We start from the raw sequence: 13,353 nt of genomic DNA on the forward strand, positions 1-13,353 counted from the left end.
AGTTGGGTGGTGACAGAGTCACGCGGCCGGCGGAAGTGGCCATGGTGGCGTAGAGCGGAGGTCCTCCCGTCGATGACCAGCGCCGATCGTTCGACGCACCCGGAATCCGGTACGCACGTCGTCGGGCGCAGGCGGTTCCTCGGGTACGTGCTCGCGGCTTCCACCCTGGTGGCCGCCGCCGAGCTGGGTGCGGCGCCGGAGGCCGAGGCCGGCATTCCGTCACCGGAACCCACGGAACTGCTCGACCTCAACGACGTGATGACCGCGGCGGCTCTGCCGACCTCGAGCCTGATCACCGTCGAGGTCCACACGGACGGCACCGTCTCGTTCGCGCTGCCGCGCGCCGAGGTGGGGCAGGGGATCACCACGTCGACGGCGATGCTGATCGCCGAGGAGATGGACGTACCGCTGGAGCGGGTGCGGGTCACCCTGGCCGACGCGCGGCCGGAGCTGCTGTTCAACCAGCTCACCGGCGCGTCCAACACGACCATCTCGACCTACCGTCCGATCCGGGTCGCCGCCGCGGTCGCCCGGGGCCGGCTGCTGCGGGCCGCGGCGACCGAGCTGGGCGCGGTGGTCACCGACCTCACCCTGAAGGCCGGAGTCGTCACCGATCTCGCGGGCCGGAGCATCGGCATCGGCGCGCTCGCCGAGAAGGCCGCGAGCGTGCGGACCCAGCAGGTGGCCGTGGAGCTCAAGCCCCGCGAGGACTTCACCGTCATCGGCACACCGCGCAACCGGATCGACGCGCTCGCCGCGGTCACCGGGCGCAAGAAGTTCACGATGGATCTCGACGTCCCGGACGCCAGGCCGACGATGGTGTGCCGTCCGCCGACCATCAACGGCACGGTCGGATCGGTGTCCAACCTGGACGAGGTCCGCGCCATGCCGGGCGTCACCGACGCCGTCGTGATCTCCACCGGGGTGGCGGTGCGCGCGGAGACCTTCGGCCAGTGCATCGACGCCGTACGCGCCCTGCACGTGGTGTGGCGGCCCGGTAGCGCGGAAGGGCAGTCCGACGAGTCGGTGCTGGAGGACCTGCGAGCCGCCGAGCTGCCCCTCGGGCTCCCGCCGCTGACCCCGAGCGTGGAAGGGAAGTTCACCTTCGGCTTCCGCGGGAACAGCGCGCTGGAACCCAACTGCGCGATCGCCGACGTGCGGGACGACCGCGCCGACGTGTGGGCGTCGCTCAAGTCGCCGATCGTCGCCCAGGAGACCATCGCCGCCCGGCTCGGGCTTCCGGCCCGCGCGGTCACCGTGCACGTCGCTCAAGGCGGCGGGTCCTTCGGGCGGAAGCTGTTCTTCGACGCCGCGCTGGAAGCCGCGGAGACCTCCCAGAAGATGGGCAAGCCGGTCAAGCTCATGTGGCACCGGGCCGACGACTGCCGCCAGGGGCGCGCCCACCCCATGGCCACCTCACGCGTCCGCATCTCCTACCTCGGCAACACCGTGCTCGGCTACCAGCAGCGGCACACCAGCGTCGCCACGGACCTGAGCCATGGGCTCGGCGAGGTCTTCACCGCCCTGGCCGCGAGGCTGCCGGTGGGCGACGTCGGCTTCTCCGAGACGTTCTTCCAGCTCTCCCAGTCGATGCCCTACGACTTCGGTGTCAGCAGCCGGCTGCTCAGCGAGACGAACAAGGACTTCAACACCGGGAGCATGCGCAACGTCTACTCGCCCGACGTCACCTGCGCCCGGGAGCTGGTCGTCGACCGGCTCGCGGCGAAGACGGGCAAGGACCCCTTCCGGTTCCGGCGCGCGTTCCTGCACGACGAGCGCTCCCGGACCGTGCTGGACAAGGTCGCCGAAGTCGGTGACTGGGGGCGGACGATGCCGGCCGGCACCGCACAGGGCATCGCCTTCCACTCCGAGTACCACTCGGTCAGCGCGGCGCTGGTGGAGATCGACTGCCGGCCGGAGACCGTCAACCGTCCCATCCGCGACGGTGTGGCCGGACCACGCGTCACCAAGGCCGTCTTCGCCGTGGACGTCGGCCTCGCCGTCAACCCACGCGGTCTGGAAGCCCAGATGATGGGCGGCGTCATGGACGGCATCGCGCAGACCCTGACCTCCAGCCTGCACCTGCGCGACGGCTACTTCCTCGAGGCGAGCTGGGACAACTACTTCTACACCCGGCAGTGGAACACACCGCCCGAGCTGGAGATCATCGTCATGCCGACCACCACGGGCGAGCCCGGCGGTGCGGGGGAACTCGGCGTCGCCGCGTCGATGGCCGCGGTGGCCTGTGCCTACGGCCGCGCCACCGGCACCATGCCGACGCGCTTTCCGATCAACCACGGCACGCTCTCCTTCACGCCCAAACCGACCGTCCCGCCCATCCCTCCGTCCCCGACCGACGGCCTGGACCACGCCTACTGACGCTAGGAGCCTCCGTGCCCGAGCACACTTTCCGCCTCAACGGCGAGCAGGTCACCGTCGATGTCGACGACGACCTGCGGCTGTTGTGGGTGCTGCGCGACGTTCTGGGCGTCACCGGTCCCAAGTACGGCTGCGGCATCAACGTCTGCAAGGCGTGCACCAGCCACCTCAACGGCAAGGCGGTCAACCCCTGTGCGATTCCGGTCGGGAACCTGCAGCCGACCGACGAAGTCACCACCATCGAAGGACTTCCGGCCACGGTGGGGGCGGACCTGCACCCGATGCAGCAGGCGTGGCTCGACCATGACGTGGCCCAGTGCGGCTACTGCCAGCCGGGCCAGATCATGGCCGCCGTCGCGCTGGTCCGCCGAGTCGCCGAGGAGGGCCGCGAGATCACCGACGCCGACCTGGACGGCATCCGCAACATCTGTCGCTGCGGCACCTACTTCCGTATCCGCGAGGCCATCAAGGCCGGAGCCGCGAACATGTGACCGGTCCACTTCACAACCCGGTCCCGGTCGCGTCGTAGGCCGCGAGCCGGTCGGCGGCGAGGTGGTCGCCACGGGTGAAGACCGCAGCGCCGCGCAGGCCCGCCGAGGGGTCATCGGAGGCGGCGGGCGGACGGTACTCGGAGAGCAGATAGACCGGGCCCCGGTCGGGGAAGACGGGCAGATCGGCACCGATGACGCCGTACCCGAACCCGCCCTCGACCCGGACCACCTGCCGGGGGCCCGGGACCGCTTGGGTCACTGGGCGGCTCCGCCGCCGCCTCCCTGTCCCGGGGAGCCTGGTGCACGATGACGTTGCCGCCCTGGACCGCGAAGACCTGCCCGCCGTCCTTGGCGACGTTGTTCTGCACCCATGCGCGCTGCGTCTCGGACAGCCGCTGCTGGATCTCGCCGATCAGCTCTCGCAGTTCGCCGGCGGCGTCCGGGTGTTCGCCAAGCAGCGACTCCAACTCCATCTGCCACAGGGGAAGCAGAGTCCGACGGACCCGCTCGGCGTCGCCGGCCCGCACCACCAGGGCCGTGTTGTTGTCCAACTGGGCCTCGATGGCCGTCTGCTGGTCCTCTCCGCGGCCGCGGAAAAGCTGTGCGATCAAGTCCATTGTCCATCCGGGCGATCAAGTCCGGCACCGGCTCAGCGACCCTGGCCGCCGAGACCGGACCGCAGGTCTGACGGAGAGCCCGGCTCAGGAAGGTCGCGGCGGTCTCACCCACCCCAGAGACCGCTCCACGGCCCGCTGCCAGTTCTCGTACTCCCACTGGCGCCGTTCGGGGTCCATGTCGGGCAGCCATTGCCCGGCCCGGTGCCAGTTGCGGCGCAGTACCTCCAGGTCGGACCAGTAGCCGGCGGCGAGTCCGGCGGCGTAGGCGGCGCCGAGGGAGACCGTCTCGGCGACCATGGGCCGTACCACGGGCACGTCGAGCACGTCGGCCACGAACTGCATGAGCAGGTTGTCCGCCGTCATGCCGCCGTCCACCTTGAGCTGGGTGAGGGCGAGGGAGGCGTCGGCGTTCATGGCGTCGACGACCTCCCGGGTCTGCCAGCCGGTGGCCTCCAGGACCGCACGCGCCAGGTGTCCCTTGGTGATGTACGAGGTGAGGCCGACGATGACCCCGCGCGCGTCGCTGCGCCAGTGGGGTGCGAACAGGCCCGAGAAGGCGGGGACGATGTAGCAGCCGCCGTTGTCCTCGACCGTCCGCGCGAGGGTCTCGATCTCCGGGGCGCTGCTGATCAGTCCCAGGCGGTCGCGGAACCACTGGACCAGCGCGCCGGTGACGGCGATCGAGCCTTCCAGGGCGTAGACCGGCTGCTGGTCCCCGATCTTGTAGGCGACGGTGCTGAGGAGTCCGTTCCGGGACCGCACCAGGTCGTTGCCGGTGTTGAGCAGCAGGAAGCTGCCCGTTCCGTAGGTGCACTTCGCCTCGCCCGGGGAGAAGCAGGTCTGGCCGAAGAGGGCGGCCTGCTGGTCGCCGAGGGCGGCCGTGATGGAGACGCCCGGGAGCAGCGCGCGGGCGTCGTCGTACCGCTCGGCGGACGATCGGATCTCGGGCAGCATCGAGCGGGGCACACCGAAGAAGGAGAGCAGCTCCTCGTCCCAGGTGAGGGTGCGGATGTTCATCAGCATCGTGCGGCTGGCGTTGGTGGGGTCGGTGATGTGCAGGCCGCCGTCGGCGCCCCCGGTGAGGTTCCAGATCAGCCAGCTCTCGATCGTTCCGAACAGCACCTCACCGTCCTTCGCGCGCTGTTCCAGGCCCTTGACGTGGTCGAACAGCCACCGGATCCGCAGCGCCGAGAAGTAGGTGGAGGGCGGCAGGCCGCAGCGCTCCAGGAAGAACTCCTCTCCGGGCCGCTGCCCGAACTCCTCGACGAGCGGCCCCGTGCGGGTGTCCTGCCAGACGATCGCCCGGCCCAGCGGGGCGCCCGTGCGCCGGTCCCAGAGCACGGTGGTCTCCCGCTGGTTGGCCAGGCCGATGGCGGCGACCTGTCCCGTGTCGAGGCCGGCGCCGGACAGTGCCTCGGGCACGACGCGCTGCAGGTTGTGCCAGATCTCGACGGCGTCGTGCTCGACCCAGCCGGGCCGGGGAAAGTGCTGCTGGTGCTCCCTCTGTGCGACCGACACCAGCCGTCCACGGTGGTCGAACAGAATGCATCGGGTGGAGTTGGTGCCCTGATCGATGGACATTACGTACCGTTCAGCCATGATCGGGTCTGCCTTCCGACGGGTCGGGGAGCGGCCGGTCCGGGTCTACCAGCGAGTGGCCCCCAGGTCTCTGGAGATCGCCCGCGCGGCCTCGCGGATCAGGGTGATCTGGCTCGGGCGGGGGCGGCCCTGGCTGTCGCAGATCCGCTCGACGTGCCCGGACAGCCCGATCGCGCCGACGACGAGGCCGCCGTGGCCCCGGATCGGCGCGGCGAGCCCGGCCTCGCCCATGCTCATCTCCTGGATCTCGGCGGCCCAGCCGAGTTCCCGGACCTCGGCGAGCGCCCGGGTCAGCTGCTCGGGGGCGACCAGGGTGTGCCGGGTGTACGCCTCCAGCTGCGCCGCCTGCTCCGGTTCGAGGGATGCCGCTCCGAAGGCCAGCAGTACCTTGCCGAGCGAGGAGGCGTGCAGGGGCAGCAGGGAGCCCACGTCCAGGGTCTGGAACGTGTCGTCCGGGCGGAACACGTGGTGGACGACGAGCACCATGCCCTCCAGCGGGGTCCCCAGACGGACCGCTTCCCCGCTGCGGGCGGCAAGGGCGTCGGCCCAGTTGAGGGAGCGCGACCGCAGCTCGTTGACGTCCAGGTAGCTGGTGCCGAGGTGCAGCAGGGCGGCCCCGAGCTGGTACTTCCCGGTCGCCGCGTCCTGTTCCACGAAGTCCACGTGCTGGAGCGTGCGCAGGATGCCGTGGGCGGTGCCCTTCGCCAGGCCGAGCGAGGCCGCCACCTCGCCGAGCCCGAGTCGGCGGGGCCCGGCGGCGAGCAGCCGCAGGATCGCCGCCGCCCGTTCGATCGACTGGACTGGGCCGGCCATGAAGCGAGCGTATTACCGCCACGGGCGCTTCGCTTCACGGGCGGACTGGCCGTGCCGGCTTCGGGCCCGATCCGGGGCGTTCGGTAATGCCGACCGCCGTTCATTGACCCGCCCGGTTTGTCTCCATACCTTTCTTCGAGGCCCGGAAACGCGCCTGCACGAAAGGCGCCCGACCGGCAGGAAGACCCGAGGAGAGAACATGGCGGCTCAGCTGAATACGCTGCTTCGGGAGGCATGCGAACACGTGTGTCCGCTGCCTCCCGTCGCCGGCGCCGTCCCGGCCGTACGCCGCCGGGTACGGGCCGTCCTCGCCGACTGGCAGGTGTCCGCGGAGATCGTCGAGGACGCGCTGCTGATGGTGTCCGAGCTGGTCACCAACGCGATCGTGCACGCCCTGCCCCCGGCCAGGCTGCGCCTGTCGTGGGTGCGGGTCGACGAGCGCTGCACCCTGCGGGTCGAGGTCACCGACACCGGACCGGCGTTTGCGGCGGGACAGCCCCGGGTCGGGATCGACCCGGACGAGCACGGCCGGGGCGAGGCGATCGTCCACGCCCTCGCGAGCCGTCACGGCATACGCGTCCACTCGGGCGGCGTCACCCGGTGGGCCGACCTCGTCGCGGTCTGAAGCCCAACCTCTGCCCCAACCTCCCCAACCTCCGACCCGGCCTCTGACCGGGACTGCGCGGGGACCGGTTCGGCCATGGTCCGCTTGCGCAGCAGGAGCAGGGCGGCATCGTCGTGCAGCCGGCCGCCCACATGGGCGAGCAGCTCGTCATGGAGCGCGGTGAGCGTACGCGCCGGCTCGTCGCACGCGTGCCGGGCCACCCCTTCGGCCAGCGGGTAGAACTCCCGAGCGTGATCGCGGGCCTCGGTGACCCCGTCGGTGTAGAGCAGCAGCTGGTCTCCGTCGGCGAAGGGCAGCAGCTGCAGGTGCGGGGCCTGGCCCGACAGGGCGCGCAGCCCGAGCGGCGGAGCGGAATGGGTGGGCTCCACCGCCACGGCCCCTCCGGACGCCGAGATCAGCAGCGGAGGCGCGTGTCCGCAGTTGACCACCTCCAGCTGCTCCCCCGTCCCCGGGTATCCGGCGACCACGGCGGTGACGAAGTCGTCGGGGCCGAGGTTGCGCGCCAGGCTCCGCTCGATCCGGTCGACGACGGCGAGCAGGTCGGGCTCGTCGTAGGCGGCCTCGCGGAAGACGCCGAGCACGAGTGCGGCGGTACTCACCGCGGGCAGCCCCTTGCCGCGCACGTCGCCGACGATCAGCCGGACCCCGTGCGGGGTGGACACCAGGGCGTAGAGATCCCCGCCGATACGGGCCTCCGCCGCTGCGGCGCTGTAGCGGACGGCGACCTGGAACGGGCCCACGGTCTCCGGTACGGGCTGCAGGAGGGCGTGCTGGGCGGCCTCGGCGACCGTGCGGACGGCCGCGAGGACCCGTTCCCGACGGCCGCGCAGCGCGCTGGCCAGGGCACTGGCCGCGGTGACGGCCAGCAGGGCGGACAGGACGGCCGCCAGTTCGCGATCGGGAACCCCGCCCCTGGTGCCGAGCAGCGCGCCCAGCACCGCGGCCAGGAGGCCGACGCAGAGCACACCGCGCGGCCCGTTGGTGGTGGCGGCCAGCGCGGGTGCGGCCACCAGGAGCGGCAGGCAGATCATCCCCGCGCCACCGGTGAGGTCGACGAGCACGATGACGGTGACGATCAGCACCGGCAGCACGGGCAGTCCGGCGGCGAGCTGCCCGGCGGCACGCCGGTGGGCAGCCGCCCGGGGCCGGCCCGCCCGGTTGCTCGTCAGCCGCATCGGCCAGTGGTGTCGCGCCTGGCTCATCTCTCGTCCGCAGTCCTCGCCTGTACGGGGTTCGCACCCGGAATGTCCGTTTCAACCAAGGAAACGGGTTGAGCGCGGGCGGCCACAAGGCGTGGATTTTCAGATAGTGAGCGAGAGGCTCCTGGTCACACGGTTCGCGGTCGGGATCAGCCGGGCGCGGATCTCCTCGAGTCTGGCATGCCGCTCCACCGGCAGGGAGACGCCGAGCGAGCCGAGGATGTCCCCCGCGTAGACGGGAACGGCGACGCACACCGTGCCCAGCGTGTACTCCTCCAGGTCCGTGACGGCCGGTGCCATCGGGGACTGGTCGAGCCTGCGGATCAGTTCCGGAGCGCTGGTGACGGTCCGTGGCGTGAGATCGGCGAGGTGGTGCCTGGACAGGTAGTCCCGGCGGGAGTCGTCGTCCAGTTCCCGCAGCACGGACTTGCCGAGCGCGGTGGCGTGTCCGGCGTCCTCCATGCCCACCCAGAGGTCCACCCGTGGCGTCCGGGGACCGTCGACGATCTCGGCGACCCTGATCTCGCCGTCCTCGTAGAACGTGAGGTAGGTGGCGGTCACCAGCTCGTCCCGCAGTGCGGCGAGCGTCGGGCGGACGCGGCTGAGCAGCGTCTGCACGCTGCCCGCGGTGTGCAGCGACTTCAGCTTGTCGCCCAGGACGAAGCCGCCGTCGTCGAGTTTGCTCAGGTAGCCGTCGTGGACCAGGGTGCGCAGCAGGTGATAGGCGGTGGCCAGGGGCAGCCCGGTCTCGCGTGCCAGCTGCTTCGCCGGCGCGCCGTTGGCGTGCGCGCTCACCGCCTCCAGCAGCCGGAAGGCCCGCTGCACGGACGAGATGAGAGTGGGGCCGTCCTGAGCGCCCATACGAACAGACTGCGCCGGGCACCCGGCACAGGCAAGGCAGGATCACCGCCCGGTCGCGGCGAGGACCGTGGTTCCGGAGCCGCAGCTGCGCCGGGACTTCGCCGAGCTGTCGGCCGCGAACGAACTCGACCTCGCCCGCGTCGACCCCGCCTTCCGCGACCGGTGGGGCCCCGACCTCCTCGCCCTCTTCACCCGCTTCCAGGACCTGCAGGTGGCCTTCCGGTCGCAGGAGGCGTACAGGTAGACGATCGCCTCGGCCTCGGCGCCGATCACGGCCGCGAGGTCCGTACGGCGGTCCACGGGCAGCAGTCCGGTCGGAAAGCCGTCGGTGCCGTAGAACGCGTGGCAGAGCCCGGCGAGCTGGAGGGCGGGGCGGGCCCGCCACACGGCGAGCCGTGCCTGTACGCGCCGCAGGTGCGCGAGGAGGGTGCCGCCCGGGTGTGCCATGCCTTCCGCCCCCAGCGCGCGCAGCAGAGCCACGGCCTGGTCGGCGGCGGGGGCAGGGGAAGCGGGCTCGATGTTCGTGTCCATGCCACTTACGCTTCCATGTCATCGGGTTCACGTCGTCGGGTTCATGCCACCGGATTCATGTCGCCGGGTGTGCCGGACGGACGCCGGAGCGGAACTTCGGTACGCGTACGGTGATCTTCGTGCCGGCGCCGACGCCGGTCTCGATGACCAGGCCGTGTTCGTCGCCGTACACCTGGCGCAGTCGTGTGTCCACGTTGCTCAGGCCGATGCCGGCGGACGGGCCGCCCCGGCCGCGCAGGATGTCGCGCAGGCGCTGCGGGTCCATGCCGACGCCGTTGTCCTCGATGACGACCCGGGCCTCGGTGCCCTCGTCCTCCGCGATGATCGTGATGCGGCCGCGGTCCACGGACTCCTCCAGACCGTGTTTGAGCGCGTTCTCGACGAGGGGTTGCAGACAGAGGAAGGGCAGGGTGACCGGCAGCACCTCGGGGGCGATCCGCAGGGTCACCTCGAGGCGTCTGCCGAAGCGGGCGCGGGCGAGTTCGAGGTACTGCTCGATGGAGCGCAGCTCCTCCGCGAGGGTGGTGAAGTCGCCGCCCCGGCGGAAGGAGTAGCGGGTGAAGTCGGCGAACTCCAGGAGGAGTTCACGGGCCCGCTCGGGGTCGGTACGGACGAACGAGGCGATGCTCGCCAGGGAGTTGTAGATGAAGTGCGGGGAGATCTGGGCGCGCAGGGCCCGGATCTCCGCCTCGATGACGCCGGAGCGGGCCCGGTCCAGCTCGACGAGTTCGAGCTGCACGGAGACCCAGCGGGCCACTTCCTCGGCGGCCCGGACGATCACGGCGGACTCCTGGTCGCCGAACGCGGCGAGCGTGCCGGGCCGTTGGCCGTCGACGGTGAGCGGCGCCACGACCCCCCAGCGGACGGGGCAGGTGTCGTTGCCGCAGGACAGCGCGAAGGTCTGGGTACGGCCGGTGCGCAGGGCATGGGCGAGCTGCGCCTCGGCCTCGTCGCGGTGGTGGTCGCCGACGCCGTCCCAGGCCAGCACGGACTCCTCGTCGGTGAGGGCGAGGGCGACCGTGCCGAGCAGGGGGCGCAGCCGCCGGGCCGCCTTGCGGGCCGTGTCCGCGGTGAGGCCCGCGCGCAGGGGCGGTGCGGCGAGCGAGGCCGTGTGCAGGGTGTGGAAGGTGGCCCGTTCGACGGGGGTGCCGGGACCGGCCGGGTTCTCCTGCTGCCGGCGGGCGCCGGCATGGCCGAGGGCGGCGCCGAGCGCGAACAGCGCGAGCGCGGCGAGGGCCAGGGCGACGGTGCCGAGTGCGCTCATACGGCCCGGTCCGGATGGGTGTCCCGCACCAGGGCACCGCCGGCCAGCGCCTCGGGCAGATGGAGCCGGGCCATCGTGGCGGCGGCGCTCGCGGGGACGCGGTCGCGGGTGGCCAGGGAGATGAGCACCATCGCGGCGAACCCCACGGGTACCGACCAGACGGCGGGCCAGGCCAGCAGGGTGTGCAGCCGGCCGGAGCGGGCCCCGCCCGCGATGGTCACCGTCACCGCGGTGAGCGCCGAGCCGCCGCCGAGGAGCAGTCCGGCGACGGCACCGGGCGCGGTGAGGCCGCGCCACCAGATGCCGAGCAGGAGCAGCGGGCAGAACGAGGAGGCGGACACAGCGAAGGCGAGGCCGACGGCGTCGGCCACGGGCAGGTCGCTGACGACCGTGTTGGCCGCGGTGGGCACCGCGATCGCCGGCAGCGTCGCCAGCCGGAGGTGCCGGATGCCGAGGGTCGGCAGCACGTCCTGGGCGAGGACGCCGGCGACGGACATGGTGAGTCCGGAGACGGTGGACAGGAACGCCGCGCAGGCGCCGCCCGCGACGAGCGCGCCGAGCAGGTCGCCGCCGACTCCGCCGATCAGCCGCTGCGGCAGGACGAGGACGGCCGCGTCGGTGTCGCCGGTCAGCAGCAGGTCGGGCGCGTAGAGCCGGCCGAGCACGCCGTAGAGCGGGATCAGCAGGTAGAAGGCGCCGAGCAGCCCGAGTACGACGACGGTGGTGCGGCGGGCGGCGCGGCCGTCGGGGTTGGTGTAGAAGCGCACGACGACGTGCGGCAGGCCCATGGTGCCGAGGAAGGTGGCGAGGATCAGCCCGTAGGTGGCGTACAGACCGTGGTCCTCACGCCCGGCCGACAGCGGGTTCGCCCAGCTCGACGGGGCCGCGTGGCCGCCGCCTTCGTCGGGCAGGGGCACGCGGGCGCCGGGCGGGAAGCGCAGCGTGGTGTCGGCGCCGATCCGGTGGGTGCCCGCCTCCAGGGTGAGCGGGCCGCCGTCCAGGGCCTCGCCGTCGACGGTTCCGGTGGCGGTGATCCGTACCGGCTCGTGGACGGTGAGGGTCAGCGGACTGTCGAAGCGCACCGGGGTGGAGCGCTGGAAGACGGGCCGTTCGTCCCAGGACGGGGCCGGGGTGTGGTCCGCGCGCCAGGCCAGCAGCAGGAACACGGCGGGCACCAGCAGGGCGGTGAGTTTCAGCCAGTACTGGAACGCCTGGACGAAGGTGATGCTGCGCATGCCCCCGGAGGCCACCGCCACGGTCACCACGGCGGCGACGACCAGGCCGCCGAACCAGCTGGGCGCGCCGGTGAGCAGCCGCAGGGTCAGTCCGGCGCCGCGCAGCTGGGGCAGCAGATAGAGCCAGCCGACGCCGACGACGAGCACACTGGCGATCCGCCGCACGGCCCGGGACTCCAGCCGTGCCTCGGCGAAGTCCGGCAGGGTGTAGGCGCCGGAGCGGCGCAGCGGGGCGGCGACGAAGGCCAGCAGCACCAGGAACCCGGCGGTGTAGCCGATGGGGAACCAGAGCATGTCGACGCCCTGGGCGAGGACCAGTCCGGCGACGCCGAGGAAGGAGGCGGCGGACAGGTACTCGCCGCTGACGGCGAACGCGTTGAGCCGCGGCGGGACGCTGCGCGAGGCGACGTAGAAGTCCGAGGTGGTCCGGGAGATGCGCAGACCCAGCGCGCCGACGAGCACCGTGGCCAGGACCACGGCCGTCACGCCGGCTATTCCGTACGTCTGGTTCAACGCGCGGTCACGTCACCCTCGTTGCGCTCGGCACGGCGGACGTACCAGGCACCCGCGCACAGCAGGGCGGGATACGGCGCCACGCCCAGGACGAGCCAGACGCTCGGCCAGGCGTCCGCGAGCGGAAGCAGCCGCAGAGTCACGGGAAGCAGGCCCAGCGAGGCCGCGAGCAGGACCGTGGCGGTGAGCGCCGCCCGCATCTGACGATGCATCAATATCCTTACGGCGGTGTCCTCTTCGGCCGGAACCGCGGGGCGGGGCCGGGGCAGGCCGGCGCGGTCGGTGCCGGGCCGTCCGGTGACCACTTCCCTGCGAGGGACGGACTCCGCACCCATGACGCACTCCCCGACGCCGCGGTGATCACCTTGTTGCGGCGAGTGTACGCAGCGCGCCATGGGTGAGGTAGACGCCCGACGAGGTTCGGCACACGCTCGCCACAGCCGCCCGCGGTCACCGCGGCCCGCCCACCGCGCCCTGGGCCCGCCGCGCCAGCAGGTCCCGCAGTTCCCGGGCGTTGCGGCGGCTCACGGCGAGGATCCGGTCGCCGATCCGGACCGTCAGGTTGCCGCCGTCCAGGCGGAGTTCCTCGATGCGGCCGAGGGCGACCAGACGGCTGCGGTGGATGCGGACGAAGCCGCGGGAGCGCCACTGTTCCTCCAGGGTGGACAGCGGGATCCGCACCAGGTGGCTGCCGTGCGGGGTGTGCAGGCGCGCGTAGTCGCCCTGCGCCTCGACGTAGGTGATGTCGGCGATGGAGACGAAGCGGGTCACCCCGCCCAGTTCCACGGGCACCTGGTCGCCGAGCACGCCCGCCGGGCCCTGCCCGGCCCGGGTCAGCTCGGCGACGCGCCGTACGGCCTCCGCGAAGCGCTCCTTGCGCAGCGGCTTGAGCAGGTAGTCCACGGCCTTGAGGTCGAAGGCCCGGAGTGCGAAGTCCTCGTGGGCGGTGACGAAGACGATCAGCGGCGGGGCGGCGAAGCGCCCGAGCAGCTCGGCCATGTCGAGGCCGCTCAGTCCGGGCATGTTGATGTCGAGGAAGACCACGTCGACGGCCTCGTGGCCGTCCGGCCCGGCCGCCATGGCCCGTTCCAGCAGGCGCAGTGCCTCGGTGGCGTCCAGGGCGGGCAGGACGGTGCCGATCCGCGGGTCCTCGCCCAGGAGGTACAGCAGTTCCTCGAGCGCGGGTTCCTCGTCGTCCACCGCAAGTGCGCGCAACATCTCCCGCG

The 13,353-nt window shown here is 72.2% G+C and carries 13 protein-coding genes; 3 read left to right on the plus strand and 10 right to left on the minus strand.

Annotated elements, in window-relative coordinates:
* Positions 1-72: 72 nt before the first annotated feature.
* On the plus strand, positions 73-2,379 hold the full coding sequence (locus CRP49_RS42345; RefSeq protein ID WP_097258667.1) for a molybdopterin cofactor-binding domain-containing protein: 2,307 nt from the start codon (positions 73-75) through the stop codon (positions 2,377-2,379).
* Between the two features lie 14 nt (positions 2,380-2,393).
* Positions 2,394-2,870, plus strand: coding sequence for a (2Fe-2S)-binding protein (locus CRP49_RS42350; protein WP_097258668.1), 477 nt, complete (start codon positions 2,394-2,396; stop codon positions 2,868-2,870).
* 10 nt (positions 2,871-2,880) lie between these two features.
* On the opposite strand, the gene CRP49_RS42355 is transcribed toward CRP49_RS42350, so the two are convergent.
* From CRP49_RS42355 to CRP49_RS42365, 3 genes are all read right to left on the minus strand, one after another.
* Positions 2,881-3,129 carry a hypothetical protein gene (locus CRP49_RS42355; protein WP_097258669.1) on the minus strand — a complete coding sequence of 83 codons (249 nt, stop codon included), beginning with the start codon at positions 3,127-3,129 and terminating at the stop codon, positions 2,881-2,883.
* 442 nt (positions 3,130-3,571) lie between these two features.
* Entirely contained in the window at positions 3,572-5,086 is a 1,515-nt protein-coding gene (glpK, locus tag CRP49_RS42360) for a glycerol kinase GlpK (RefSeq protein WP_097258670.1), read from the minus strand.
* Between the two features lie 45 nt (positions 5,087-5,131).
* Positions 5,132-5,899, minus strand: coding sequence for an IclR family transcriptional regulator (locus CRP49_RS42365; protein WP_097258671.1), 768 nt, complete (start codon positions 5,897-5,899; stop codon positions 5,132-5,134).
* A 199-nt stretch (positions 5,900-6,098) separates the two neighbouring features.
* On the opposite strand from CRP49_RS42365, the gene CRP49_RS42370 reads away from it, so the two are divergent.
* Positions 6,099-6,524 carry an ATP-binding protein gene (locus tag CRP49_RS42370; RefSeq protein WP_097258672.1) on the plus strand — a complete coding sequence of 142 codons (426 nt, stop codon included), beginning with the start codon at positions 6,099-6,101 and terminating at the stop codon, positions 6,522-6,524.
* Here the strand turns inward: CRP49_RS42370 and CRP49_RS42375 are convergent.
* The 7 genes from CRP49_RS42375 to CRP49_RS42405 form a co-directional block, all read right to left on the minus strand.
* On the minus strand, positions 6,464-7,726 hold the full coding sequence (locus CRP49_RS42375; protein ID WP_257033821.1) for a PP2C family protein-serine/threonine phosphatase: 1,263 nt from the start codon (positions 7,724-7,726) through the stop codon (positions 6,464-6,466). The genes CRP49_RS42370 and CRP49_RS42375 overlap by 61 nt on opposite strands.
* 99 nt (positions 7,727-7,825) lie before the next feature.
* Positions 7,826-8,584 (minus strand): IclR family transcriptional regulator, encoded by a 759-nt coding sequence (locus CRP49_RS42380; RefSeq protein WP_097258673.1) that lies wholly within the window; start codon positions 8,582-8,584, stop codon positions 7,826-7,828.
* Positions 8,585-8,626: 42 nt separating this feature from the next.
* Positions 8,627-9,115 (minus strand): DUF6817 domain-containing protein, encoded by a 489-nt coding sequence (locus CRP49_RS42385; RefSeq protein WP_257033822.1) that lies wholly within the window; start codon positions 9,113-9,115, stop codon positions 8,627-8,629.
* A gap of 55 nt (positions 9,116-9,170) precedes the next feature.
* Positions 9,171-10,379 (minus strand): sensor histidine kinase, encoded by a 1,209-nt coding sequence (locus CRP49_RS42390; protein WP_097258674.1) that lies wholly within the window; start codon positions 10,377-10,379, stop codon positions 9,171-9,173.
* Complete coding sequence (locus CRP49_RS42395; RefSeq protein WP_097258675.1) at positions 10,376-12,127, minus strand: cation acetate symporter; 1,752 nt, start codon at positions 12,125-12,127, stop codon at positions 10,376-10,378. Before CRP49_RS42395 ends, CRP49_RS42390 begins: the two co-directional genes overlap by 4 nt.
* Positions 12,124-12,462 (minus strand): hypothetical protein, encoded by a 339-nt coding sequence (locus tag CRP49_RS42400; RefSeq protein WP_097258676.1) that lies wholly within the window; start codon positions 12,460-12,462, stop codon positions 12,124-12,126. The genes CRP49_RS42395 and CRP49_RS42400 overlap by 4 nt, the downstream gene beginning before the upstream one ends.
* Positions 12,463-12,577: 115 nt before the next feature.
* Positions 12,578-13,345, minus strand: coding sequence for a LytTR family DNA-binding domain-containing protein (locus CRP49_RS42405; RefSeq protein WP_097258677.1), 768 nt, complete (start codon positions 13,343-13,345; stop codon positions 12,578-12,580).
* Between the last annotated feature and the right edge of the window lie 8 nt (positions 13,346-13,353).

It is taken from the genome of Streptomyces sp. Ag109_G2-15, from assembly GCF_900215565.1.
In the GTDB taxonomy this organism is placed as follows: domain Bacteria; phylum Actinomycetota; class Actinomycetes; order Streptomycetales; family Streptomycetaceae; genus Streptomyces; species Streptomyces diastatochromogenes.

Coding starts and splice junctions, on each gene's coding strand:
- CRP49_RS42400 (WP_097258676.1), bottom strand. CDS start 12,462: ATGGGTGCGGAGTCCGTCCCTCGCAGGGAAGTGGTCACCGGACGGCCC.
- CRP49_RS42365 (WP_097258671.1), bottom strand. CDS start 5,899: ATGGCCGGCCCAGTCCAGTCGATCGAACGGGCGGCGGCGATCCTGCGG.
- CRP49_RS42385 (WP_257033822.1), bottom strand. CDS start 9,115: ATGGACACGAACATCGAGCCCGCTTCCCCTGCCCCCGCCGCCGACCAG.
- CRP49_RS42380 (WP_097258673.1), bottom strand. CDS start 8,584: ATGGGCGCTCAGGACGGCCCCACTCTCATCTCGTCCGTGCAGCGGGCC.
- CRP49_RS42370 (WP_097258672.1), top strand. CDS start 6,099: ATGGCGGCTCAGCTGAATACGCTGCTTCGGGAGGCATGCGAACACGTG.
- CRP49_RS42405 (WP_097258677.1), bottom strand. CDS start 13,345: ATGTTGCGCGCACTTGCGGTGGACGACGAGGAACCCGCGCTCGAGGAA.
- glpK (WP_097258670.1), bottom strand. CDS start 5,086: ATGGCTGAACGGTACGTAATGTCCATCGATCAGGGCACCAACTCCACC.
- CRP49_RS42345 (WP_097258667.1), top strand. CDS start 73: ATGACCAGCGCCGATCGTTCGACGCACCCGGAATCCGGTACGCACGTC.
- CRP49_RS42390 (WP_097258674.1), bottom strand. CDS start 10,379: ATGAGCGCACTCGGCACCGTCGCCCTGGCCCTCGCCGCGCTCGCGCTG.
- CRP49_RS42375 (WP_257033821.1), bottom strand. CDS start 7,726: ATGAGCCAGGCGCGACACCACTGGCCGATGCGGCTGACGAGCAACCGG.